Origin of the sequence: Moraxella sp. TY6 (assembly GCF_048551375.1) — a bacterium.
Classification (GTDB): domain Bacteria; phylum Pseudomonadota; class Gammaproteobacteria; order Pseudomonadales; family Moraxellaceae; genus Faucicola.
In genome coordinates this window covers 233405-258421 of record NZ_JBLYZJ010000002.1, presented here as the reverse complement: position 1 = coordinate 258421, position 25017 = coordinate 233405, and the positions used below count along the sequence as shown (strand labels likewise).

Annotated in this window: 20 protein-coding genes; 7 read left to right on the top strand and 13 right to left on the bottom strand. The window is 44.0% G+C overall.

The window, feature by feature from the left end; all coding sequences use genetic code 11:
- The first annotated feature begins 33 nt into the window (after window positions 1-33).
- Together ACK1U4_RS03030 and ACK1U4_RS03025 are read left to right on the top strand one after the other, a co-directional pair.
- Window positions 34-1140, top strand: a complete 1107-nt coding sequence (locus tag ACK1U4_RS03030) for an outer membrane protein assembly factor BamD (protein WP_419400438.1) — start codon at window positions 34-36, stop codon at window positions 1138-1140.
- Window positions 1141-1366: 226 nt separating this feature from the next.
- A complete protein-coding gene (locus tag ACK1U4_RS03025; protein ID WP_419400439.1) occupies window positions 1367-3604 on the top strand; it encodes a DNA primase in 2238 nt (745 codons plus the stop codon).
- A 111-nt stretch (window positions 3605-3715) separates the two neighbouring features.
- Here ACK1U4_RS03025 and ACK1U4_RS03020 read toward each other — a convergent pair whose 3' ends face one another.
- The 4 genes from ACK1U4_RS03020 to ACK1U4_RS03005 are packed head-to-tail and all read right to left on the bottom strand — an operon-like array spanning window position 3716 to window position 8283.
- Window positions 3716-5029, bottom strand: coding sequence for an ABC1 kinase family protein (locus tag ACK1U4_RS03020; RefSeq protein ID WP_419400440.1), 1314 nt, complete (start codon window positions 5027-5029; stop codon window positions 3716-3718).
- 2 nt (window positions 5030-5031) lie between these two features.
- Window positions 5032-5808, bottom strand: coding sequence for a HesA/MoeB/ThiF family protein (locus tag ACK1U4_RS03015; RefSeq protein ID WP_419400441.1), 777 nt, complete (start codon window positions 5806-5808; stop codon window positions 5032-5034).
- A gap of 10 nt (window positions 5809-5818) precedes the next feature.
- The gene (prmC, locus tag ACK1U4_RS03010; protein WP_419400442.1) at window positions 5819-6730 is read right to left on the bottom strand and encodes a peptide chain release factor N(5)-glutamine methyltransferase; all 912 of its coding nucleotides are present in this window, start codon (window positions 6728-6730) and stop codon (window positions 5819-5821) included.
- Window positions 6731-6732: 2 nt separating this feature from the next.
- Window positions 6733-8283, bottom strand: coding sequence for an AmpG family muropeptide MFS transporter (locus ACK1U4_RS03005; protein WP_419400558.1), 1551 nt, complete (start codon window positions 8281-8283; stop codon window positions 6733-6735).
- 346 nt (window positions 8284-8629) lie between these two features.
- Between ACK1U4_RS03005 and ACK1U4_RS03000 the strand changes: the two genes are divergently transcribed.
- Window positions 8630-9070 carry a type II toxin-antitoxin system HicB family antitoxin gene (locus ACK1U4_RS03000; RefSeq protein ID WP_419400443.1) on the top strand — a complete coding sequence of 147 codons (441 nt, stop codon included), beginning with the start codon at window positions 8630-8632 and terminating at the stop codon, window positions 9068-9070.
- A 12-nt stretch (window positions 9071-9082) separates the two neighbouring features.
- Window positions 9083-10012 (top strand): LysR substrate-binding domain-containing protein, encoded by a 930-nt coding sequence (locus ACK1U4_RS02995; protein ID WP_419400444.1) that lies wholly within the window; start codon window positions 9083-9085, stop codon window positions 10010-10012.
- A 124-nt stretch (window positions 10013-10136) separates the two neighbouring features.
- On the opposite strand, the gene ACK1U4_RS02990 is transcribed toward ACK1U4_RS02995, so the two are convergent.
- The 8 genes from ACK1U4_RS02990 to ACK1U4_RS02955 form a co-directional block, all read right to left on the bottom strand.
- Window positions 10137-11711, bottom strand: a complete 1575-nt coding sequence (locus ACK1U4_RS02990; RefSeq protein WP_419400445.1) for a DUF58 domain-containing protein — start codon at window positions 11709-11711, stop codon at window positions 10137-10139.
- A gap of 13 nt (window positions 11712-11724) precedes the next feature.
- Entirely contained in the window at window positions 11725-12777 is a 1053-nt protein-coding gene (locus tag ACK1U4_RS02985) for an AAA family ATPase (protein ID WP_419400446.1), read from the bottom strand.
- Between the two features lie 22 nt (window positions 12778-12799).
- Window positions 12800-14623: a hypothetical protein gene (locus ACK1U4_RS02980; RefSeq protein WP_419400447.1), complete on the bottom strand. Its 1824-nt coding sequence runs from the start codon at window positions 14621-14623 to the stop codon at window positions 12800-12802.
- Window positions 14620-15639, bottom strand: a complete 1020-nt coding sequence (locus tag ACK1U4_RS02975; RefSeq protein WP_419400448.1) for a hypothetical protein — start codon at window positions 15637-15639, stop codon at window positions 14620-14622. The genes ACK1U4_RS02980 and ACK1U4_RS02975 overlap by 4 nt, the downstream gene beginning before the upstream one ends.
- Window positions 15636-16427, bottom strand: coding sequence for a hypothetical protein (locus tag ACK1U4_RS02970; RefSeq protein WP_419400449.1), 792 nt, complete (start codon window positions 16425-16427; stop codon window positions 15636-15638). Before ACK1U4_RS02970 ends, ACK1U4_RS02975 begins: the two co-directional genes overlap by 4 nt.
- The gene (locus ACK1U4_RS02965) at window positions 16427-17704 is read right to left on the bottom strand and encodes a stage II sporulation protein M (protein ID WP_419400450.1); all 1278 of its coding nucleotides are present in this window, start codon (window positions 17702-17704) and stop codon (window positions 16427-16429) included. Before ACK1U4_RS02965 ends, ACK1U4_RS02970 begins: the two co-directional genes overlap by 1 nt.
- Window positions 17701-18471, bottom strand: a complete 771-nt coding sequence (locus tag ACK1U4_RS02960; RefSeq protein ID WP_419400451.1) for an RDD family protein — start codon at window positions 18469-18471, stop codon at window positions 17701-17703. The genes ACK1U4_RS02965 and ACK1U4_RS02960 overlap by 4 nt, the downstream gene beginning before the upstream one ends.
- A 159-nt stretch (window positions 18472-18630) precedes the next feature.
- Window positions 18631-19647, bottom strand: coding sequence for a DUF805 domain-containing protein (locus ACK1U4_RS02955; RefSeq protein ID WP_419400452.1), 1017 nt, complete (start codon window positions 19645-19647; stop codon window positions 18631-18633).
- A 203-nt stretch (window positions 19648-19850) separates the two neighbouring features.
- On the opposite strand from ACK1U4_RS02955, the gene ACK1U4_RS02950 reads away from it, so the two are divergent.
- The 3 genes from ACK1U4_RS02950 to ACK1U4_RS02940 all read left to right on the top strand — a co-directional run bounded on the left by ACK1U4_RS02950 (window position 19851) and on the right by ACK1U4_RS02940 (window position 23482).
- Window positions 19851-20807 carry a LysR family transcriptional regulator gene (locus ACK1U4_RS02950; protein ID WP_419400453.1) on the top strand — a complete coding sequence of 319 codons (957 nt, stop codon included), beginning with the start codon at window positions 19851-19853 and terminating at the stop codon, window positions 20805-20807.
- Window positions 20808-21081: 274 nt separating this feature from the next.
- Window positions 21082-22458 (top strand): APC family permease, encoded by a 1377-nt coding sequence (locus ACK1U4_RS02945; RefSeq protein ID WP_419400559.1) that lies wholly within the window; start codon window positions 21082-21084, stop codon window positions 22456-22458.
- Window positions 22445-23482, top strand: a complete 1038-nt coding sequence (locus ACK1U4_RS02940) for an NAD(P)H-dependent flavin oxidoreductase (RefSeq protein WP_419400454.1) — start codon at window positions 22445-22447, stop codon at window positions 23480-23482. The genes ACK1U4_RS02945 and ACK1U4_RS02940 overlap by 14 nt, the downstream gene beginning before the upstream one ends.
- Before the next feature lie 9 nt (window positions 23483-23491).
- Here ACK1U4_RS02940 and cysG read toward each other — a convergent pair whose 3' ends face one another.
- Window positions 23492-24955 carry a siroheme synthase CysG gene (cysG, locus tag ACK1U4_RS02935; RefSeq protein WP_419400455.1) on the bottom strand — a complete coding sequence of 488 codons (1464 nt, stop codon included), beginning with the start codon at window positions 24953-24955 and terminating at the stop codon, window positions 23492-23494.
- Between the last annotated feature and the right edge of the window lie 62 nt (window positions 24956-25017).

Sequence of the window (25017 nt, the reverse complement as noted above, 5' to 3'; positions counted from 1 at the left end):
CAATACTGATAAAGAAGTACCAAAGAGGTATCTATGTATTCTGTAAATTCTGTGTCAAAACCCTTGTCAAAAGTTGCCACATTGACCATTCTAGCCGTTGCCTTGAGTGGGATGACAGGTTGTCAAACCCTAAAAAATGGCAAATTATTTGGTGGCAAAGACGAAATCAAAGCCGAAAAAGCCCAAAAAAGCGAAAAAGGCTACTACGATTCTGCCAAACAAAACTTGGATAAAGGCAACTACGCCAGAGCCACCGCCGAATTGACCGATTTACGCACGTTTTACCCTGTGGGTGATTACAGCGAACAAGCCTTGCTTGACTTGATGTATGCCCAGTTCCAACATAACGATTATATTGATGCCGTGGCAAGTGCCGAAACCTTTATCAAATCTTACCCAACCAATCCGCAAGTCAGCTATGCCTACTATGTGCGAGGCGTTGCCAATATGCAAACAGGGAGTAGTGGTATTATGAAATATACCAAACTAAACCCTGCTCACCGTGACATGGGCTATTCAAAACTTGCCTTTGAAAACTTCCAACAATTAATTGCCAAATTCCCAAACAGCCCTTACGCCCCTGATTCAGCCTTGCGTATGCGATATATTTACAACCAACTTGCCGAAAGCGAAATGGACACCGCACGCTGGTACATCAAACGCAAAGCCTACCTCGCTTCTGCCAACCGTGCCAAATGGGTGTTCCAATACTTCCCACAAAGCGAAGCTGTGCCAGAATCCATCGCTACCATGGCATACAGCTACGACAAACTTGGCATGACTGACACCGCCAATCAATATAAAAACTTGTTAAAAATCAATTATCCGCAACTATTAGATAGTCAAGGTAATGTAAAAATCGACAACGCTCGCACAGGGTCAGATTGGCTAAATAAAGTTACTTTAGGTGTGTTGGGTAAAAACTCAACCAATGGCGATATCCAACAAAACACCAACTATACAGGGGCGACCGAACCACAAGTCATTCAAAGCTTGCAACAAGTCAACAGCCTGCGATTGCCAACTACCACCCAAAATGATGATAGCGATAGCACCACTAACCTAACGCAACCCAAAAAGGTCAATCTAGGTTTGGCATTGCCAGCAGATACCACCAACGAAGTCAAAGAGAAAAAATAACCGAAGGTTAAAACGAAAGGTTTTATCAATCGGTGTTAATTGGGTATAATAACAAACCCAAACCATACCAAATAGGGGCGTAATCATTACGCCCTTAATTATTCCAACTATTATCGTTGTTTAAATTAAAATTAAGACATGTTTTGTAGGGGTGTATTGTATACGCCCAAAATTCCAAAAAATTATTTCTGATTTAAACATATAAAATACAAACATTGATAGGGCTATGAGCAATCACATCATTGAACAAATCATCGCCCATGCAGATATCCTCAAAATTATCGGCAGGCACGTTGAACTCAAACGCTCTGGCAATGAGTTTAAAGGGTGTTGTCCGTTTCATGGCGAAAAAACCGCTTCTTTTTATGTCAGCCCAGCCAAAGGGTTATACAACTGCTTTGGCTGTGGGGCAAAAGGCAATGCCCTCACCTTTCTAAAAGAATACGAAAACCTCACGGCTGGCGAGGCGTTGCAAGAGCTGTCACGTCAAACAGGCATTGATTTACCCAAAGAACCATTACAAAAAAGACACACCTATCAACGCCGTACTTTGCCCAAAACCACCAAAGCGAATACAGCAAATAATGGCTTTGAGCATCATTTTGACCATGCAAACCCCAGCCCTAATGATAATTTAAACCATAACCTCAATGTTTATGATTATTTTAACATTCAAGATTTAGCCAATACGCCGACCAGTTTTGATACTGGATTTAATGAGGGTTTTGCAGATTTTACTGATTATAACTTGGGTGGGTTGCAAAACTTTGAAGTGTTAGAGCAAGTCGATGGCTCAAGCAGTTTATATGATTTATTACAAAAAATCAGCCTATTTTACCAACAACAACTGACCACTAATGCACAGGCGTTGGGTTATTTTAAACAACGTGGTTTGACAGATGCCACCATTGCAGAATTTGGGTTGGGCTATGCTCCCCAAGGTTGGCAACACCTTGAGCAAGCCTTTCCACGAGATATTGATGGGCTGAAGATGCTCGGACTGGTACGCACCTCCCAATCAGGCAAGGATTTTGACCTGTTGCGTCATCGGGTGATTTTTCCCATTCGTGATAACCAAGGGCGTGTGATTGGCTTTGCAGGGCGGTCACTCAATGATGAGGATATGCCCAAATATATCAACTCCAGCGACTCGCCAGTATTTCACAAACAGCACGTTTTATATGGGCTATACGAGGGACGTAAGGCAAAGGCCAAAGATTGGCTCGTGGTCGAAGGCTATATGGATGTGATTAGTCTACATCAGGCGGGCGTGTATGGGGCGGTCGCCTCGATGGGGACAGCGATTGCCACCAGTCAAATCGAAAAGTTACTACAACTCAATCCTGTACTAACGTTGAGCTTTGATGGCGATAATGCAGGGCAAAAAGCCTCATGGCGAGCGATGGAAGTCGGTTTGCCTGCCCTTACCGATGGCAAAGAATTGCGATTTTTGAGCCTACCTGATAACCATGACCCAGATAGCTTTGTGCGGACATTTGGGGCGATAGCGATGCAACAACAAATCGCCAACGCCACGCCATTATCACAATATGTATTTTTGATTTTAAGTCGCCGTCACGACATCAATTTGGCGGAAGGGCGTGCTAAAATCAATGCCGAAGTTTTTGAATTAACCAAAAAACTGCCCAAAGGTAGCTATAGTTGGTTATTGCGTGAAGATATTCGCAACCGCATGGGACTGGGCAAACGCAAACAAGCCACCGTTGCCCAAGATGCGTTGCTAAATTTCGTTTCAAACCTAACGCCAACGTTGGTGCTTCAATTGTGTTTTTTATACCAACCAGAAATTTTGGGTGAAAAAATTAATGACCAACGCAATCAAGCTTTAATCCAACAGATTTTTAGTTTATCTCAAGCTGACCAAGTGGCATTTTTTGCCCCCAAAAAACTCACCGCCAAACAATTACACGACCTGGATGACTCACAACAAGCCGAAAAATTGGCACAGCACGAAGCCGAACGTCAACAAAAAACCGCCCAACACCTTGCCAACCATCCCATCACCCCACCAACGTGGGTCAGCTTATTTGATGATAACACCTGTTTATTAGTCGATTATATTCAACAAATCCAATCCGCCTTGGTGCAATTACAAACCACCTTACAACACACACAACCGCCCCCTCAAAGCCTATCTGACGCTGTGGCGTTAAGTGAATATCAAGTAATTAATGCCAAAGCCCATTTTATTTTGGCAGGCTTGCCGTATGAACTACAGCAAACCTTGATGACGCACTGGGCGAATTTTTTTGTGGAACTTAGTAGCCGTGCAGTGGTGGATATCTCGGTATTGTCGATGGAAATTTTGACACGCCAAATCATTGACACGCTCCAACGCCAAGTAAAACTTGAAAAAAATTTGGTCAATAAACAATACTACAATAAACAAATGCAAGTCATTAATCAGTGGTATCAAAACTGGCTACAGCAAAAAGAAGAGTAATAACAAACCCAAAATTCACAGTCGTAGGGGTGTAATGCTTACGCCCTGTTTGAAGTTTTAGCAATTGGGCTTATGCCTTGCGAATACGATATTTATTGGATTTGGTATAAGTTAGGATATCATCGAAATTCTAGCATCATGGAACATATCCATCTCTGGAGCAAGCACTTTCATAAAGCGGTCGAAATATAATAACTGTTTGGTTAATAACGCAAAATCCCGTGGAAAATGAATACCATGACGCTTGCCCACTTCCACAATTTCTAGCAACATTTGGTTAATCTCGTCCGAATGGTCTTTTAGCCGTGTAGGGTCAAGTCTATCCACGGTTTTGCCGATAAACAAACTATCTTCCGCCAAAATCTTACCCATCACTGACCGCAAATCTTCCGCCAAATCATCAAGGTTCACCACCTCTCGGCTGTGGGTCATATCCATCTCGACCATATAATGAGCCATGCCTTGATAATCCTCTTTAGCAAAGCTATCCATCATACCGATGCTGGCTTGCCACGCCTTTGGCTCAAGCGTCCCAACAATACCAAAATCAATAAACCCAATCCGCCCATCGGTGAGCAACATCAGATTACCTGCGTGCAAATCGGCATGAAAACTATTACACATCATTAGGCTCGCAAACCACGTATTCAGCGTATCCGCCATCACTTGAGCAGGATACTGGCAATACTGACGCATTGCCTCATCATCAATCATCGATACGCCATATAGACGCTCCATCACCAACACTTTTTTGGTGCTAATCGCATGATACACATTGGGGGCAACGACTTTTTGATTGGCTGATTTTTTGAGAAAATCTTGAAAATCGTCAATATTTTTCGCCTCTTGTAAAAAGTCGGTTTCTGCCGACATTCGCAGACGAATTTCATCAATAATTGGTGCAATACTGGCAAATTTCATTGACGGTGCGATATTTTCCATCAGCTTGGTAAAGCCGTATAATACGCCCAAATCGGTTTCGATAATGGTATCGACATTGGGTTTTTGTACCTTTAGTACCACATTTTCGCCATTTTTTAATATGGCGGAATGCACTTGGGCAATCGAAGCCGAAGCCAGTGGATTTTGGTCAATATGGCTAAAAATATCATCAAGGGTTTTACCATCAACAGCTAGCTCCTCACACAACACGCCCTCAATATAGCTATACGACAATGGCGTAGTTTGGTCAAGGCAACCTTGAAACGCCTCGACATAGTCACGAGGAAAAAGCGATGGCGTACTGGCAATAAATTGTCCAATTTTGATATAGGTCGTGCCGAGTTGCTCAAAGGATTCTTTGAGCATGACAGGCGACATTTTTTCGCCACGAGCCACTCGCAAGCCTGTCAATCCTGCGACTGAGGCGGTCTTGCCGAGGCGTTGGGCTATGTTAAGGGATTTTTTTAACAATGATTTTTGCATAATTAGCCACCACAAATTTCACATTTAGTATCTTTTTTATATTTTAATTTTCGCAACGACATCGTTTCACCCTGCCAAAGTAACAAAGTTTGAGCTATCGAATTTTTGCCAAGCCCTAAGTAAGTCAACGCCACTTGAGCTTGCAAATCCCCCATAATCTGCGTAGTACTGGCAAGCACGCCACTGGTGGCACAAGTACGAGTATCATCCCCCTCACCGTGGAAAAGACAATGATAACAACCTGTTTCAAGATATGCTTCAAACAATGCCAACTGCCCTGTTTGAGCAATGGCAGATGCGGATAAAAGTGGTAAACGATACTTGACAGCCATTTGGTTAATGTAGTCACGTGTTTTGAAATTATCGGTACAATCGCAAATTAATTTGCTTAGGCTATTTTTATTTTCAAAATTAATAAGTTCTTGGTAATTATTCGCTGTCAGCCTATCTTGAAAAGCTTCAACTTGGCAAAATTGATTGATTTCATTAAGACGTTGTTTGGCAATGAGGGCTTTGGATTGACCGATATCATTGGGAGTAAACAGCGATTGGCGTTGTAGATTGCTTTCATCAATCACATCATCATCAATCAAGGTCAACTGCCCTACCCCTGCACGGCACAGTGTTTCGGTAAGTGGACAACCTAGCCCACCCATACCAATGATAAGGACATGGCTGTTTTTGAGGGCGGTTTGGGCTTCAATATCCCATCCATCTAGCAAGATTTGGCGTGCATAACGAAGCATTTCGCCATCAGTCAGTTGTGTTGGATTTTGCATATTTAATCGCTTAGGCTATTTTATCAAAAATTCCATAGGTCACCCTATCATTACCGCCATAGTCTTTGACGGTTTGCACGTTTGCAAAGCCCTTCTCTACAAAAATCGCTTGTACTGATTCGGCTTGGTCATAGCCATGCTCAATCGCCAATAAGCCATGATGTGTCAAAAAATCTCGACTGGTAGCCACAATTTTCTCAATATCTGCCAAACCATGATTATCCGCCACCAAAGCGGTAATCGGCTCGGCTGTCAAGCCTTGTAAATGTGTATCGGCAGAGTCAATATAGGGTGGATTGGATACGATAATATCAAAAGTTGGGGTTAATGGGTATAAAGCTTCAAACCAATTACTTTGGATAAACTCAATATTAGACACTTGATTAAGCTCAGCATTTTTTTTGGCGACAGCGAGAGCTTCGGCAGAAAAATCCACCGCAGTGACAGAAGCATTTGGATTCTCACTAGCAAGGCTAATCGCAATACAGCCTGTGCCCGTCCCTAAATCCAAGATTTTTAGCGTTGAAGTATCAATACAAGGTTCTGCAGGGGTGTATTGCATATGCCCTGTTTGAGAAACTAAATTGCTTAGGCTATTTTTATTAGATTGAGTCTTTTGAATATGCTTAATCACCGTTTCAACCAATACTTCCGTATCGGGTCGTGGTATCAAGGTATGCTGATTGACGATAAATTCATGTTTCCAAAAGGCTTGTTTACCCACTACATACGCCAACGGCTCACCTTGTTCAAGCCGTGTCAATCCAGTACGATAACGTTGTAACACCGCAGGGTTAATGGGGTCATCAGCATGACTGATAAAATACCCAAACCCCACGCCTAGACATTCGCCCAGCCATGCTTGACGGATGGACTTATCAATGACATTAGATTCATTCAATAATATTTTGGTAGTGACCATCATCATTCCGTAGTCGAGCCATTAGAATTAGCATCCTGCTCACTGGTATTGCTAATCATCACCTGTTTATCCACCAAATAAATCAACCATAAAATCGGCAACCCAATCAAAGTGGTAAAGGTGAAGAACCACGCATAGCCCATATTATCGACAATCGTGCCAGAATAACCGCCCAATACTTTGGGAATTAAGGTCATCAATGAACTAAAAATCGCATACTGGACAGCGGTAAAACGAATATTGGTCAAAGCGGATAAAAACGCAATAAACACCGCCCCTGCTAAGCCTGAAGCCAAATTATCAAACGCTACTGCAAGGTACATAAACACAATATCATGTCCACGCATCGCAAGCATCACAAACATCAAATTGGTCAAACACGCCAATACACCACCAATCATCATGGCTTGCATGATACGAAAGCGTTGTGACACGATACCACCAACAAAACCACCCACAATCACCATCAACACCCCAAAGGTCTTCACGGCAGTGGCAATTTCAGTTTTGCTAAACCCCATATCCTCATAAAACACATTGGAAATCACGCCTGCCACGATGTCCGAGATACGGTATAGACCAATTAATAGCAACAATAACACGGCTTTTTTGCCATAACGGCGGAAAAAATCCAAAATAGGCTCAACCCACGTGGTAACGGCGACTTGTTTTTGCACCACGCCAATTTTTACCAAGGCTGTCCCCACCCCTACTGCCACCGCAATAGCAACGAGTAAATTCACCGCCTCAATCAAGAAACTTGCCAATACTGACTTGCTTTCTGGCAACAGCTGACCTACGCCAATAAACGCCATCACAAACGCCACGACTGACAATAAAAACACCACCACCAATCGCACATAATCACTGGTTTTGCGAGCTTGGCTGACTTGCGTGGTTGGCTCATGGATAAACAAGGTTGTCGCCACGCCCACGCCCATCACGCCTGCCATAATCCAATAAGTGTTTCGCCATGCCTCGTACAGATATGCCCCTTTGACCGAACCAAAGCCTTCTGCCAAAAACAACGCCCCTGCCCCTGCGACAATCATACCAATGCGATAACCTGCATTATAAGTCGCAGACAAAACTGACTGCATTTGGCTATTTGCCAATTCAATGCGATACGCATCAATCACGATATCTTGGGTTGCTGATGAAAACCCCAACAACACCGCGCCAAATGCCATCATGGTCAGCACTTGTGGCTCGGCAGGGTTGATACTTGCCATAATCAAAATAGCCGTGATAATCAGCCCTTGAGCCACCAACAACCACGCACGCCTACGCCCAAACAGTCCGCTTAATATCGGCACAGGCACGGCATCAATCAATGGGGCCCAAATAAACTTAAACGAATAACCCAACGCCGCCCAGCTAAACATGGTCACGGTACTACGGTCAACGCCTGCTTCACGAAGCCATAATGATAGGCTTGAGAAAATCAATAAAATCGGAATCCCTGCCGAAAACCCCAAAAACAGCATGATTAAGGCACGTTTATCCAAATACGCCTTAAATGCTTGCGACCAAGATTTTTTGGGCGTTGACAAGCCTTGGTTAGTCGATGTTGATAGTTGCATGTACAATCTCAGTCACAGCAGAAGTCAAATGTCAATTTATAGTCGTTTAACATAGATAACCTTGTAGGGGCGTATTGAATACGCCCAAATTCCAAAGAATCCTACCTAATCTAATTCACTATAATTGAATGGCAAATCATAAAATCCATTATTGTACCCAAATTACCCTTGAGAAAAAACAAGTATTTTCAAGCATCAACCGATATTCACCCTACCTAATCCTGCATTTTTACAAAAAATAACGCCTTATTCATTTTTTAGCAATTTAAGCTGTTTTTATGCCAAATTGTGCTATACTAGCCCCCAATGTGTTTAATTGACTGTATTTACTCATAATAACTTACAAAACTCAGGTAAAATCATGCAGTATCCCATTGCGATTTTTCAAAAAGACAGCTGTTTTTTCGTTAACTTTCCTGATATTCCCATGTTAGAAGCCCAAGGCAATAATATGGCTGAAGCCGTGTCAAATGCTCGCATGGCGTTAATCCATCACTTACATCAGCTAATGGAAGAAGAAGCCAATCTTCCCCAACCCACCCCTGTATCCAATCATCTGATTAAACCCGAATACGCAGGTTATACATGGGCAATTGTTGGTATAGAATTGGCACGTATTAAAGGTGAACAAGTCGAATTAAATGTGCAAATAGCCCAATCTTTGTACCAACAACTGCTCCGACATGACCCCAATGAATCATTGGATAAAATTGTTAGCCTTGCCCTTAAACGCTATTTACAAACCCCATCCAATTAAGGTAATCAGCTTATGGCAATTAATATTGTCATCAATCAACGACATTTACAAATCCAATTAAAACAACTAGAAACGGTATGGCAAACCGTGCTAAATGACTACAATCTCAGTCAGGCCGCCAAGGTATTGCACACCAGTCAATCGAGCCTAAGTAAGCACATTGCAGGATTAGAAAATCAGCTTAAAGCCGAAGTATTTATCCGCCAAGGTAAACGCTTGGTGGGTCTATCACCCATTGGTGAACAGCTTCTACCACATATCGAGAAAATCTTTGTCGAAATTCGCACCATCGAAAATTTGACCCTTGATTATCAAAATCCACATGTTGGTGAGTTGTCAATTGCCACGACCCACACCCAAGCTCGCTATGTATTGCCATGGGTGGTTGAACGGTTTAAACAACAATTTCCCAATGTGCATCTGATTTTGCATCAAGCTGACCCAGAGTCAATTGCCAATATGGTCGAACAAGGGCAGGCGGATATTGGCATCGCCACCGAATCGCTATTGACCAAAGATACGTTGCATTGTGTGCGATATTATGACTGGTATCATCATATCATTGTGCCTGTGGGACATGAGTTGAGTAGTTTGCCAAACATTGACAGCATCGAGGTAATTCAAGATTATCCGATTGTCACTTATCACGGTGGTTTTACAGGTCGTGGGGCGATTGACAAGACGTTTCGTGAAGTAGGTATTACGCCAAATATTGTTTTGACTGCGTTAGATGCGGATGTGATTAGCACCTATGTCGGCGTGGGCATGGGTGTAGGGACGATTGCTGAAATGGCATTTGAGGGTGAACATTATCGCAATTTGGTAAAAATTCCGACCAAAGTTTTTGGCAAACACGTGACTTGGATTGCCACACGTGCGGATGGTGATGTGCGTAATTTTGGCAAGGCATTTATCGAACTTTGTCAGCAACAGTTCCAATAAGTGATTATAGGGTGTGTCCCTATTTGGATAAGTACGCTTTTAAAACATGACAAATCATAGCGTGGGTTACCAAAACATTACCCACGAAAATGCCGATTATCATTGAATACTATTCACTTAGTTATCATAACCGATGTCGATGTTTTATCAGTAAATATTGATGAATCAAAAGGCTTGGCAACTGACTGGGCGTGCAATTAATCGGATAAATATGCGTTTGTTCTGCCAAATTTTTATGCAGGTGTTCTCGCATATTTTGGTATTCCTGCACCGTATGATATGTCAACGCCTCATCACTAGCACTTGGGCGACTTTCTAAATAATCTGCCAAATCTTGTTCGTAAAGATTGGCTAAAATCACCACGTGTTTGGCAGATAATAGCTTTAAGGCTTCGGTCAATTCGCTGTATTCTTCTTGGCGTGTGTTGGTAATCAAAATCAGCAATGAGCGTTTCCGCTGTACCGTGCGAACCGTGCGAGCCACCGCAATATAATCAGGTAATTGTAAACTCGGCTGTAATTCAAAACTTTGATTGAGTAAATAACTAATCACTTGCTGACCTTTTTTGGGTGGAATTACCTTGTCCGCCTCACTGGCAAAGGTGATAAAGCCTGTGGCATCGCCTTGACGACTGGCGACTTCTGCCAGTAGTAGCATGGCGTTTAACGCTTGGTCAAGATGGCTACTGGTCATGTTTAGATTAGACTGATTTAGACGTTGGGCAGGGTCAAAAAAGCGTAAATGTCGCATGTGTTGCCCACAATCGAGCAGGAATAAAATCTGTTGGTCTTGTTCGTCTTGAAACTCACGAGTCATCAACCGTTGGTAGCGTGACGTGGCTTTCCAATCCAAATGCCGAATACTATCGCCCTCGGTATAATTGCGAATTTGGTGAAAATCTTGCCCTTGCCCACGGCGTTTTTGCTTGAGTAACCCTGCAAGGCTTGAATGTTGACTGACCCCCAATAATTGCCCTTGCACAATATCGGCAAAGTTTGCCAATATTCGTACTTGGTGGATGCCTGCTATTTGGGCTTCGCTGACTGCCACGAATTTTTTTAGCAAGCCCAATGAACTACGCAATAATATATCCACCCCATCAAACACCCCAAACCCTCGTTGATTGGGAAATAATTGATAGTTTACCATCATACCTTGGCTGATGATATCAGCTTGGTGGGCTTGAGAAGTGTCACTGGGTTGGGTCGCCAGTTGTTTGGCGGTCAATATAATCGGCAGTTGCTCGCACTGGGCTTGGGGGGGGTAATTATCCATCACCATCAAGTGAATGCCTATGGGCGTGGGATTGGGGTGAAACAGGTTTAAACTTACCTTTGACCATGCTTGTACCGATAAATTGTTATTGGCTTGGCGAGTGATATGCAAACCATTGATAAAGCTATCTTGATGGGAGCGTGTCGCCCACCACAATAACGCATAATCCCACAATAATGCCACCGCCAACAGCCCTGTCAATGCCAATAACACGACTTTTAACACAGGCAACGCATTGGCTAATATGGTACTGCCAATGCCAACATTGGGTAATAAGGATAGTAAACTATAACCAATAATTAACAATGCCCAACCACTGACCACGCATAGCCCTCGAAGGCTGACACGAAATGCCAAACGTGAGGCAAGCGGTTGCAGGGAGCGTTGCCAAAAAGTGTGAAGGAGAGCGAAAATATCGGGCATTGTTGGGTCACTGTTATTGTCTAGGAGCATTCACCGAATTTAGCAAGTTTTCAATCACTTGCTCAATACGGTAGCCATCAATTTGATAATCTGCGGTCATGGTAATACGATGGCGTAGTACATCTGGTGTGACTTGGCGAATGTCATCTGGCACGACATAATCACGCCCTGCCATCAAGGCTTTGGCACGTCCACACCGAAGCAACGCCATGCCCGCCCGTGACCCTGCCCCAAAATCAATCCCCATAAAACCACGGCTTAACCGCACGATATCAAGGGCGTATTGGATAATGCGTTCGTCCATTCGTACATGAGCGGTGAGCAGTTGCAACTGGGCAAGGCGTTGTGGCGTCATCACCGCTTGGACATTGGATAGATTGAGCTTATCACCGATTTGCCCAGACACCATCTCTATCAGCATGGTTTTTTCTTCGAGTTCACTGGGATAATCCATATACACGTTCATCAAAAAACGGTCAAGTTGGGCTTCTGGCAAAGGGTACGTTCCCTCTTGTTCAATCGGATTTTGGGTAGCGATACAAGTAAACGGCTGTGGCATGGGGTAGCTTGTCCCCTCGATGGTCACTTGTTGTTCTTGCATCACCTCAAGCAAGGCAGATTGGGTCTTAGCAGGTGCACGGTTAATTTCATCTGCCAATAATAGATTGCAAAATACCGCCCCTTTGCGGACTTTCCATTGTCCTGTTTGCATATCGTATAGCGTATGCCCTGTGATATCAGACGGCATCAAATCTGGGGTAAACTGAATACGGCTATATTGCCCAGTCATGGCGGTGGCGATGGCTTTGACCAATAGCGTCTTACCCAATCCCGGTACGCCTTCCAGCAATACATGCCCCCCTGCCAACATACATACCACGATTTTTTCGATAACCGAAGTTTGCCCAATCACCGCATTTTTGACTTGAGCGATTAGGGCTTGGATATCGGCTTGGGCTTGGGGCAAATGGGCTTGAATGTTTTTGGTACGAGATTGCCCAACACCGCCCACTGGAGCGGTGGGCGATGGCTGATTGGGGTCAAGTTGGGAAAGTTGATTGTCCATATTTTTCTCATCATTAAAATTATCAATAAAACTGATTCAATACCGCAAATTGTCGGCTCATGGCTAAAAATTCTCGTTCATTTTGCCAAGGGTCATACAAGGCAACTGCCACTTGACTACGTCCTATTCCCACGGTATCCGCCACCACACGACAAACTTCGAGTTTATCTACCGCTTGCATGACATTGACATTCACCGTCTTGACCAAATTGGGGTGATACGCCACGATTTTTTCGAGTAGTCGCTCTCGGTTGGCAGTCACCAATTGTTCGGCTTTATCCGTCTGCCACAAATACTGCCCAACATGGTCAAAATAACCAAAAATATTGGTTTGGCTGTCCGTTTGATACACTTGGGTACGTCCAAACCGCTTGGGTAATGCCAAATAACCCATCACCAACAACAATATAAATGCCAAACACGCCCAATGCAATTGTTGCCATAATAACGTTGGCAAATTCGCCACCTCAATATCTGGTACAAGCCACACATTGCCACGCTTGGCAAGCAAATACTGCAACAGATAGGCATTATCCATCTGTGCCAAATTGGCGGTATAGTTAGGCAATTGAACTAATAACTGCCCAACGTGGCTTTTACTAGGGCTTGAGCTAACATTTGGGCTAAGATTTAGGTGAATGCTTGCTTGTGCCTCATTTTCATCTGTTTCACTTTTATTACCCTTATCACTTTTATCATCTTTATCATTAGGCTCATCGCTCAAGTCATTGATATCAAAGCCTTTGGGATTGATAAACACGTTATTGTCATTGATAATGGTCAATCGCCCTTGCCCCATTTGCACATCTAATATCGCCTCAGACGCTGGCAGGCTAATTTTGGGGTTGTTTTGTACTTCGGTGGTAAATTGGCGTTGTTCGGTGGTGGTCAATGGGTTTACCACGCTTTGCCATTGAATGTCTTTTTGGGTCTGGGGGCTTTTTTTCCACCAGTCATAGTCCGCTATGGGCTTGGCTTTGGGAAATTTTTGCCAAAACTGCTCCGTCACCAATCCTCCCAAATCTTTGGTATTTAGCACCATACCGATAAAATTGCCATTTGGGGTATCGATATCACGCTCAGATGACATAGGCAACCGCATTAGCACCTTGGAGGCAAGTTGTAGCTCATTACATTTATCACAGCCTTTGGGCGTGGCAGATGTAACTGACGCACTACTGGGTTGTGTGCCAGTTTGTGTCGCAGAGTTTGTTTCAGCAATTTCGCTCAATAGGTCTTGATGAGCATCATAACGTTGTTGATGAACAATGCCCAAATGTATCAATAGCGGATTTTCGTTGAGTTGATAACGGTGTTGCTTTTCGGTAAGGTCGTCCGCCTCGGCTTGTTTATCAGCGTCTTTATTATCCGTGGTTGATTGGTTAGGAACTTTGAGCATACTTTGCGAAAACGTAATCAAATGCCCGCCTCGCTCTACCCATGCCAACATTTTATCCATATCGGCTTGTTGGTTTTTACTGACGGTCAGTAGTAACACGGCACTGTTTTTGGCTTGGGAGGCAGGCTGTTGCCAAAGCTGTTTTAGCTGTTGATGAGCGATTTCGCCTTTGCTGACATGAACTTTTTTATGCTGTTGCTGTAGCCATAGTTGACTGGCATACAAGCGGTTACGGTTGGCTTCAGCGGTCAATTGATAAATGGGTTTATCGGCAACTTTTTTATGGGTAATAAAAAACATCGCCATATAGCCTGCAATCAGCAATGCCACCGCCACCAATACCAAAATAAACCAATATTCTTTTAGCCAACTACTACCTTTATGAGTATTAGCCCCATCCAATGCCTCAGCGTTGGCAAGATTAGAGGTTTTAGACACATTTATCATGCCACGCCCTCCGCTTGCTTAGGACTATTAACAATATGAGCATTGGCAGGGCGAGCGGATTCATATAAGGCTTGCCATTGGCGTAATAATTGGTTTAACCGCTCAGATAACTGCTGAACTGCTGTGCTATCTTGTGGGTGAGGCATTTTCTGCCCATACGCCACCTGCGACCACACGCCCACAAGGGCGTTAAAATACTCGGCTTCTTGGGGCGTACGAGTGCGAGCTTTGGTAAGTAACCAACTGCTTTGCTGTTCGGTGGTGGCTTTGGTGATGGGAAGTTCATGGCGTTGTAAAATCTCACGCAACGTCCCTCGATACAGCAATGACAACGCAGGCAACCACGCCTGCCGAGCCAATAAATCACGCACCGCTTGGGCAAGTTGGGAGCGTGGGGGCATGTCGTGCCATAGCGGTTGTTGGCGTTCGGTCAGATAGTGGCTGATATTGGCAGATGATACCTTTGCCCCTCGTTGGCTCAAACGACTAAACCACGCCAGCCAACGTTCTCGATAACGAAATAGCCACACAAAGAATCCCAACAATGCCAATAACACCAGCCCTTTAAACAATCCGCCCAACAATGCCCCCATATCAAAACCTTCGGCATTATTTTTTGAGCCACCTTTAAACCAATCACCCACTTTTTGCCAAAAATTATCCCACCAACTGGGGGTGGTATGCTGAGTTTTATGTTTCGGTTTGGGGGTTTTTTCTACCCATTTACTGGTCGGTTTGGCATGGCTAAAATCTTCACTACGTAGTATTTTTTGCAGTTGTTGTTGGCTGGTGGTTAAGGTTTTGTCACCAGCTTGCTGTTCACTTGACATAGCCGAAGCATGGGGTGCGGAAACATGGGGCGTGGCGTTAGTGGTTGAAGCCAATGGTAACGCCGATGTTGAAACAGACGAAGCCATGCTAATTTGTGGGCTGACATAGTTTATCACCGTGATTGCTACGGTAATGGCAAATTTTGCATTGGCTGGTGTTATACCCACTGTTAACTTCGACTTCATAGGGACGCTCGCTGTTGGGCATGGCGTTGGGCAAGTTTGCGAAATTTTAATTCAATATCCCAACCCTCTAGCAGACTACGTTTGCAAATATACACCGCAAAACCACTGGCGACATAAAACACGCTTAACACACTAATGACCAACACATACAGCCCCAATAATAGCACCTCAATCAATAACGGCGTATGCCCAAACCAATCAAACCACGGCAAATCTTCAAGCAACGACTGGGGAACTAATTGCATCGCCAATGCCAACAGCCCCATATACAGCAAGGTTTCTATCAAATTAAATCCCATGCTGTGCCACGTGATGGCGTTATTTTGTGACTGGCTTAACACTTGTAGGCGTTGTCGCATTTGTTGTTGAGTTTGGCGTTCCAAAATCAAAATTGGCATCAATAACTGACGGCGAAAACTGAACCGATAGCGAGTCAATAACAGCAGACTGTCTTTGGCAGATAGTTGTTTGACCTGCTGCCAAGTGTCGTCAATGCCAAACTCACTATCAAACAATTTCTGGCTTAAATACAGCACCAACGGCACTTCGGCATAAGGCTTTAGCCACCATAATAACAGCCAAAGCCATGCCCATGATAGTGAAATGCTGTCTGGCAATAGCCATTTTACCAAATAAAACCCCACCACCAACAACAACGCAGGCAACATCCGCCGACACCATAGCCCCCATAATGGCTTAAACCACTGGCGAGCCATCATCAAGCCCAAATCCATCGCTTGAAAGCTGTGAAGCGGACGGACATTGACGGTCAAATTGTCCAAATTCATCAGCCTTGCTCCTTAGGCTCTGCGTTTAAATGGTTTGGTTGTGCGGTTTGCTGGGTCTTATTCTTAGTCGTAGTCTTAGTGTTAGGTTGCGTATTAGCAAGGCTATCCACTTCTGCCAGTGTCATCGCCTCGGCTATCGGATGACCTCGCCCTGCCATTGTCAGATAATAACCGACCAATGTCCATAATACCAACGCCACCGCATATTTGACCTCACTGGGAATCATCTGAGAAGACGACCAAAACGCCTCAATAAAGGCTGCCAAAAATGTCATCAAGCCTGCACCTAGCAAAATTTGAATACTCTGCTTACCTGCGACCCGAAAGGCATCTTTACGGCTATAAGGGGCTGGGGCAATCAACGCTTGAGCCAGTCGCAATCCTGCGGTACTGGCAATCACACAAGCGGTCAACTCAAACGAACTATGCCCACACACAAATGACCAAAACGTATCACTATAGCCCAACTGGGTCAAATGCCCTGCCACCGCTCCAATCACCACACCATTATAAAGCGTGCTGATAATCGTCCCAATCCCAGCAAACAACCCAGACGCATACATCTGAAAATCGATGCTGATATTATTATAAATATACACCCCAAACATCATCATATCGGTGTCGGCTTGGCGGTCAGAACCTCGCCCAATATTCATATTGGCAGGGTTATACATAAACTCCATTTCCGCCACTTGGTCAGGCGACATCACACTATAAATCAATTCTTGATTGAGATAACAGCCAATTAACATCAAAATCAACGGCACATAAAACAACGCAAATGCCAACCAAAACAAACGTTGATGTTGACGCAGACGTGCAGGGAAAATATAAAACACAAAATCCAAAAACTTATCAATATAGCTCGATTGGGTTTGATAAATTAGCTGATGACCCACCATTACTCGTTGGTGCAACTGGGCGACCAACTGGGGGCTATAATGGCGTTGTTTGGCAAGGGCATAATGCTGACAAATTTGGCGGTATAGCCGTATCATCGGATAGGCTTGTTGAGTGGATTTGGCAGATTTTTTGGCTTGGGTTTTGAGCTGAATATGTTGATGTGGCTGATTGGCGTGATTGACTTGGGTCACTTGGGTGCTGATTTCCACGCCCAATGCTTCACATAATTGGTCAAACTGTTGCCATACCGACTGATAACGATTGACAAAACTTGCCTGTTTGACTGCCACCACCGCATGAGACTGATGTTGCCATTGGGGCTTGGTATCCGATTTAGCATGAGTATTGGTATTTTTTAGCACAGTGGTATTCAAGACGAAAACCTCGCTGGAGCGGTACTTTGTCCCTGTTGATTTTGTCCCTGTTGATTTTGCCCTTGTTGAATGACCGCATCAGCCACTTGACCTGCTTGCCCAATAATTTGATTGGCATAGCCGATAATATGACTTGGCATATCACGCTGATAGCCTGCCACACCGTCCAAAATCTCTGCCAACTCATTGGCACGTTGGCGAGGTAACTGACTGGCACGCTCAGCAAATGCCAAAATCGCCTGTTGCTCATCAAGCTGTAATGGCATCGGCAATGCCACGGCAGTCGCCACAGGAATGGCATAGCCCAGTTCAGCGTCCTCAACATACACCACCAACGTCCCTGCCACCATATCACCTAAACGTTTGGAAGATGGATTAAACAGCATACTGACAATCGCTGAAAAATAGCCAAACGGCAAAAAATCCGCCACCCTTAACAAATTGCGAATCATTGAGGCTTGCCAGCGAATTGGTGTGCCATCATCTTGACAAACTTGAATACCAAACTGTTTTTTACCGATGGTTTGACCTTGTCTAAACACCTCAAAAAACACAGGATAAAACCAATCGAGCAGAAAATAGCTAATCAATAACAACCCCATTCCCACATCACCCAACATGCCAAACACAAGGCTAAGGGCGTACAACACCCCCATACGGATACAAAAATCCAGTATCCATGCCCCTGCCCTTGGCAGAATCCCTGCGGGCATCAAGGATAGCTCCACGCCTTCTGGGGTCTGTTGGTAAATAAGATTATCAATCATAATGGGTCTATTATAAAAGTTTATTTATTAGGACTTACGTATTTAACCAAATCGTAGGTTGGGTAGAGCTTGCGATACCCAACAATTTCAATAGTTTATGTTGGGTGTCATTCTTCCACCCAACCTACAAATGGCATTTTTGCGTAAGTCCTATTTATCCTACCTATCAGCAAAAATAGGCTGTTCGGACGCTTTGACAAATTCCTCATACGACATACTAGAACTATTGCCATTTCCACTGGCTTTATTGGCAGGCTTATTGGGTTCGGCAAATGCCACTTCTGTGCCTTTGGATTTTTCTGGTTTGTCACTGGTTGGTTTTGCGTCAGCAGGGGCATCACTAGGTTTGGTTTCGGCTGTTTTACCATTTTCCTTATTGGCTTCTTTATCCACCATCACAGGTTTTGTCAAGTCATCATTGGCAGACTGGGCTGGTTCGGTGGCAGGGACGGTGGTCACAGAGGGCAATACCACGGATGCAGGTATTACGCCACTGGCAGGGGCGGTATCGGTTGGGGCGACTGGTGCGGTCGTGGCACTATTATCATCCACTTGTGAGGATTGCTCTTTGGCACGTTCGACATAATCTTGATAGGCAGGAATCGCAATGGCCGCCAAAATCCCAATCAATGCCACACCCACTAGCGGCAATACGATACCAATGATAATGGTCGCTCGACTGGGTGGTGCAGGTGGTAACCCATAGTCATTGATACCCTCGTCACCTTTCATCGCCAACAAATAAATATATAACAATAAACTAGCAATCGGGACAAATAATAATAACGATAACCAACCTGTACGATTTAAATCATTCAATCGGCGTTTACTGGTGGCAAATTGAATATACGTCATGCCAAGCATCAGTAACATAAACAACCCAACCAATCCACCTGATAGGCTATCCGATACACTACCACTGGCAATGCTTGCCATACCACCCATTGCCATAAACACGACCATCATAATCAGCATGGCAACCAAACCAAACATGGTAGGATAAGCAATATATTGTATGCGTCCAATGCGTCCATTCCATGAGTAGAATTTACTGTCATTATACTGACCATCATAGCCTGTATTGATGGCGGTGATTTCTGTGCGAGGGGCGGTATAAGGAGAGTTATCCAATGAAATATCTTGTTTTGGTTTTTTGCTTGGAAATTTTATTGCCATTTGTTATCGCTCCTTATAATTTGGTATCAAATGTCATAAATATGAGATAAAATGCAATTTTTGTTAGTATTGTTGGCAAAAATTGTCAGTTATTTATGTCAATTGTTATTACTTGTTAAAATTTATATCTTGCAAAAACCTTGCCAAAAAATTATTTTTTGTAATGACCATTTTTCTCTATTTTTGTAGAATAGCATAATTTTATGATCGCTGACTATCCCACGCTGATACAGTTACAAATTTTTTTACAGGTGGCAAAATTTGGCAGTTTTAGCCAAACCGCCCAACAGCTAGGCATTTCACAGCCGTCACTCAGTCGTCATGTCCAACAATTAGAACAATGTTTAGGTGTTGAGCTGATAGACCGTTATCACCGTCCGTTACGTTTAACGCCTGTCGGTGAGTTTTATCTCAAACAAATTGAGCCGTTATTGGCACAATTAGACCAAATCAATCAAATGACCCAACGCTTTGCCTCACCGATTGCAAACAATCATCTAACGATTGGCTTTGTGGCTTCAGTGCTGTATGGGCTGTTACCAGAAATTATTTCGACCCTCAAAGCCGATTTACCCAACCTTGATATTAAATTGGTAGAAATCAGCTCCGACCAGCAATTAACTGCCCTCAAGTCTGGGGAAATTGATGTGGGGTTTAGTCGTTTTCGGCATACCGATTCGTTTATTCGACAAATTTTTTTACGCCATGAACGCTTTGTGGTGGCTTTGCCAATCGCTCATCCGTTGGCGAGTCGACAGGCAGACCAAGGGGTGGCATTGGCAGAGCTGATGGAAGAAACGATTATTTTGTATCATCGCACCCCTTTGCCCCAACAAGCTGACCGCTTAGAAACTGATCCTTTATTGAGCTTATTTGAGCAACATCGCCTAAAACCCAAAAATACCCATAAAGTTCGAGATATTCAAATCGCTTTGGGTTTGGTGGCCGCCAGTGAGGGTATCACGATTGTACCTGATAGCCTCAAAACAGTACGTACTTCACAAATTCATTATCACCGCCTACGCCATGAAAATGCCACTGCTCCGATATTTATGAATCTGTTGGCTCATCAAACCAATCCACTGATTCAGCCGTTACTGCAAGCGATTTATGATGTATATGAAAGGAAAGGCATTACGTATTCTGCTTCAATGCTATAAACGTGGTTACGCAAACGCTAATTTTTTGTTTTATACCTGTAATTTTTTGGCTATAATGGCAAACTTTTTAGCTGTTAGTGCGATTAATCATTCAATAAAACGCTTTGTAACCCATGCTACTTAGTGGTTTGGAAAGCGGTCTAATACCATGATTGATCGCAATGTATTTCACCCACTTGTCAATTTGTCATACTGTCCATAATTTGACACGAGGTATAGGAGAAAGGTAACGTTGACACAATACACCCCCACCCCATCTGAGGTAGTTCCAGAAATTCCTGAGGCGACAGGTTCGCTTCATCGCAATCTTGGGCTATGGCATATTATCATTATTGGTTTGGCGTATATTCAGCCAATGACACTTTTTGATACGTTCGGTATGGTTTCAGAAGCTAGTATCGGACATGTTCCCATGTCGTATATCTTTGCGTTAGCTGCTATTTTGCTGACTTCGTTTAGCTATGGGCATATGATTCGCAAATACCCATCGTCAGGTTCAGCATATACTTATACGCAACAAGCCATTCATCCCAATGCAGGATTTTTGGTCGGTTGGTCATCTTTGTTAGATTATTTGATGTCACCAATGGTAAACATTATTTTGGCAGTGATTTATCTTGAAGCCTTGTTTCCTGCTGTCAATCATTGGGTATGGGTCATTGGTCTGACTGCTTTGATGACTGGGGTGAATTTACGTGGTGCAAAATTCGTTGCTCAGTTTAATAGTTGGATTGTATTTATTCAAATTGCGGTGATTTTATACTTCATTTATTTGATGTATCAAAGCCTAAGTATAGGTATTAATGCAGATGGTCAAATGAGCCTACAAGCCAATGCGTATGCACTGGGTAGTATGCGTCCATTTTGGAGCGAGATGTCAGATGTTGGTAAGTTAATTACTGGGGCAACGATTTTGTGTTTCTCATTTACTGGGTTTGATGCGTTAAGTTCATTGGCAGAAGAAACCAAAGATGTGAAAAAAACGTTACCAAAAGCGATTGTATTAACGTCACTGATTGCAGGTGTGCTATTTATTGTGGCAACGTATTTTATGCAATTATATTTCCCTTCTGCACCAGAAAAATACTTTGCGGATGTTGAAGCCACTCAACCAGACATTTTATTGGCAATCGGTGGGGCATTTGTCCAAAGTATCGTGTTATATTTTGCCATCGTCACTGTCATGGCATCAGGTATTTCAGCCCATGCAGGGGTATCTCGCTTGATGTATGTGATGGGTCGTGACAATGTAATTAATAAAAAATTCTTTGGTCATATTAGCCAAAATTTGCGTGTACCCACTTATAATATTCTACTTGTGGGATTAATCGCATTGACTGCAGGTTTTATGGATTTAGATTTGGTTATTTCATTGATTAGCTTTGGTGCATTGACGGCATTTAGCTTTGTGAATTTATCAGTGATTGCCAAATATGCGATGCGAGATGGTCGCCGTCATAGTATTGGTGAGATTTTCTCTTTCATTATCATGCCATTGTTAGGGTTTATTGCAGTCGCATTATTATGGTTAGAAGTTGATGACCATGCGTTGACTGCAGGCTTGATTTGGGGTGCGTTGGGTATTGTTTATCTTGCGTACAAAACAGGTGGTTTTAAACGTCCTGCACCAGTCCACCATGAATTTGATTAATCGCTTATCCTTGACCCATCCCTTGATTCAAGCCCCAATGGCAGGCGTGCAAGATAGCAAGCTTGCCATTGCGGTGTGTCAAGCAGGTGGGCTTGGCTCATTGCCGTGTGCGATGTTAAGCCTTGATAAAATCGAAACTGAAATTCACACCATTAAAGGGGCAACTGATAGCCCTTTTAATGTCAATTTTTTTGCCCATAAACAATCCGAATACACCGAATCCATGCAACAAACATGGTTTGAGGCGTTACAGCCCTATTATGATAAATTTGGCTTAACCAAAGACAACATCGCCACCACTGGCGGACGGCAACCATTTGGGCGTGAACAAGCCGAATTGGTGGCGGATTTGAAAGTACCTGTGGTGAGCTTTCATTTTGGTTTGCCAGAACCAAGTTTGCTAAACATTGTCAAACAAGCAGGGGCAATCGTGCTATCCACCGCTACCACAGTGGCTGAAGCTCGCTGGCTTGAGGCGAATGGGGCGGATATGATTATCGCTCAAGGGCTAGAGGCAGGCGGACATCGTGGGCATTTTTTGAGCCAAGATGTCACATTACAGATGGGAACATTTAGCCTATTGCCGAATATCGTCAAAGCGGTGAACGTGCCTGTGATTGGGGCTGGTGGCATTAGCGATGCTATCACGGCAAAATCCGCCTTTGCTCTTGGGGCGAGTGCGGTGCAAGTGGGAACAGCGTTCCTACTGGCGGATGAATGTGATACCAAGGACTTTCACCGTCAAGCGTTGCAAAGTGAGCAAGCGGAACATACTGCCTTGACCAATGTGTTTAGTGGTGGGTTGGCTCGTGGGATTGTCAATCGCTTTATGCGTGAGATGGGCTATGTGAGTGCGTCTGCCCCACCCTTTCCGCATGCGTCATTCGTGACTAATCCGATTAAGGCAAAAGCGGAAAGTATGGCGAGTGATGAATTTTCGTCACTGTGGGCAGGGCAAAATGCACGATTGGCAAAAAGTGGAACGGCAAAAGACATCATTGATAGGATTTTGGACGATAAATAAAATTATTTGCTATTTTGCCAATTTTTCATGCAACGTAACCACATTCCCCATAATCAGCAACGCAGGGGCAGGCAGATTCGCCACCGCTTGCTTCTCCACGATATCGGTAAGCGTTCCTGTCAACACTTGCTGATTCGGCAGACTGGCATTCGATACAATGGCGATTGGCGTGGTCGGCTTTTTACCAGCCTTAATCAGCCCTTGGGTCAGCCTATCAAGCTGTTTTAACCCCATATAAAACACCACCGTCTGCGTATCATCCAATAAATCAGCAAAGTTATCATTCATGCTATCGGTCTTGAGGCAAGCGGTGACGAACTTGACCGACTGGGCGTAATCACGGTGGGTCAGCGGAATCCCTGCCCCACTCGCCCCTGCGATAGCTGAGGTAATCCCTGCCACCACCTCAAAATCCACGCCTGCCTCAACCAATGCCTCAGCCTCTTCCCCACCTCGACCAAATACATACGGGTCGCCCCCTTTTAGGCGTAATACTCGCTTGCCTTGCTTGGCGTGTTTGACCAATAACGCATTGATATCGGCTTGTGCGACCGCATGATTACTGGCTTTTTTACCCACATAAATCTTGGTGGCATCACGGCGACACAAGTCCAAAATCTGTGGCGATACCAAATTATCATAAAACACGATATCCGCCCGTTGCATATACCGCAACGCCTTAAAGGTGAGCAAATCTGGGTCACCTGCCCCTGCCCCCACGATATAGACTTTGCCGAGTTTTTCTTGATTGCTTGCTTGGCTAACTGGTTGGCTAAGTTGTTGATTGGCTTGGGTATGTCTTTGTAATAGGGCTTCGAGTGATTGTTCTGTTTTGCTTAGGCTATTTACATTTTCAACCAATTCATTCTCGATTAGTTTTTCTGCTAAAACTGCCTCGCCAATATTGCCCTCAAACACTTCTTCCCAAAACTTACGCCGTGCGGTGACATTGGGTAGGGCTTGTTTGACTTTATCACGGTATCGCCCTGCCAGCCCTGCCAATTTGCCATATTGGGGCGGTATCATGGTTTCGATTTTGGCACGCAATAGCCTTGCCAATACTGGGGCTTTGCCACTACTCGACACCGCAATGGTGATGGGGTCACGGTCAATGATAGCAGGAAAAATAAAGGTGCAAAGTGGCGGATTATCGACCACATTGACAGGGAGAAAGCGAGCCTCACAATCGGTAAAAATCTGCTCATTCACCGCTTTATCATTGGTACAGGCGATAACGATGGTTTGTTTATCAAGGTATTTTTCGTGATAAACATCGGTAATCAAAGTATGGCGACTATTGCTACTTTCAGTGCCAAATTGAGCAACTAGACGGTCTTCATAGTGGGGAGCGACAAAGGTAATCACCGCCCCTGCTTTATCGAGCAAATCGGCTTTTCGCAATGCCACGTCACCACCGCCAATGATAAGCACAGGGCGGTTTTCGAGTTTAAAAAATAGGGGTAAGGTATTCATTTTTTCTCAAGCCAATTTAGCCATATTTTAAAGTAAATAAGGTGGGTAACGTTTCGCTACCC

What these genes read in the sequence shown, in the direction of transcription:
- ACK1U4_RS03030 (WP_419400438.1), top strand. Translation starts at nt 34, where the DNA reads ATGTATTCTGTAAATTCTGTGTCAAAACCCTTGTCAAAAGTTGCCACA.
- ACK1U4_RS03025 (WP_419400439.1), top strand. Translation starts at nt 1,367, where the DNA reads ATGAGCAATCACATCATTGAACAAATCATCGCCCATGCAGATATCCTC.
- ACK1U4_RS03020 (WP_419400440.1), bottom strand. Translation starts at nt 5,029, where the DNA reads ATGCAAAAATCATTGTTAAAAAAATCCCTTAACATAGCCCAACGCCTC.
- ACK1U4_RS03015 (WP_419400441.1), bottom strand. Translation starts at nt 5,808, where the DNA reads ATGCAAAATCCAACACAACTGACTGATGGCGAAATGCTTCGTTATGCA.
- prmC (WP_419400442.1), bottom strand. Translation starts at nt 6,730, where the DNA reads ATGGTCACTACCAAAATATTATTGAATGAATCTAATGTCATTGATAAG.
- ACK1U4_RS02995 (WP_419400444.1), top strand. Translation starts at nt 9,083, where the DNA reads ATGGCAATTAATATTGTCATCAATCAACGACATTTACAAATCCAATTA.
- ACK1U4_RS02990 (WP_419400445.1), bottom strand. Translation starts at nt 11,711, where the DNA reads ATGCCCGATATTTTCGCTCTCCTTCACACTTTTTGGCAACGCTCCCTG.
- ACK1U4_RS02985 (WP_419400446.1), bottom strand. Translation starts at nt 12,777, where the DNA reads ATGGACAATCAACTTTCCCAACTTGACCCCAATCAGCCATCGCCCACC.
- ACK1U4_RS02980 (WP_419400447.1), bottom strand. Translation starts at nt 14,623, where the DNA reads ATGATAAATGTGTCTAAAACCTCTAATCTTGCCAACGCTGAGGCATTG.
- ACK1U4_RS02975 (WP_419400448.1), bottom strand. Translation starts at nt 15,639, where the DNA reads ATGAAGTCGAAGTTAACAGTGGGTATAACACCAGCCAATGCAAAATTT.
- ACK1U4_RS02970 (WP_419400449.1), bottom strand. Translation starts at nt 16,427, where the DNA reads ATGAATTTGGACAATTTGACCGTCAATGTCCGTCCGCTTCACAGCTTT.
- ACK1U4_RS02960 (WP_419400451.1), bottom strand. Translation starts at nt 18,471, where the DNA reads ATGATTGATAATCTTATTTACCAACAGACCCCAGAAGGCGTGGAGCTA.
- ACK1U4_RS02955 (WP_419400452.1), bottom strand. Translation starts at nt 19,647, where the DNA reads ATGGCAATAAAATTTCCAAGCAAAAAACCAAAACAAGATATTTCATTG.
- ACK1U4_RS02950 (WP_419400453.1), top strand. Translation starts at nt 19,851, where the DNA reads ATGATCGCTGACTATCCCACGCTGATACAGTTACAAATTTTTTTACAG.
- ACK1U4_RS02940 (WP_419400454.1), top strand. Translation starts at nt 22,445, where the DNA reads ATGAATTTGATTAATCGCTTATCCTTGACCCATCCCTTGATTCAAGCC.
- cysG (WP_419400455.1), bottom strand. Translation starts at nt 24,955, where the DNA reads ATGAATACCTTACCCCTATTTTTTAAACTCGAAAACCGCCCTGTGCTT.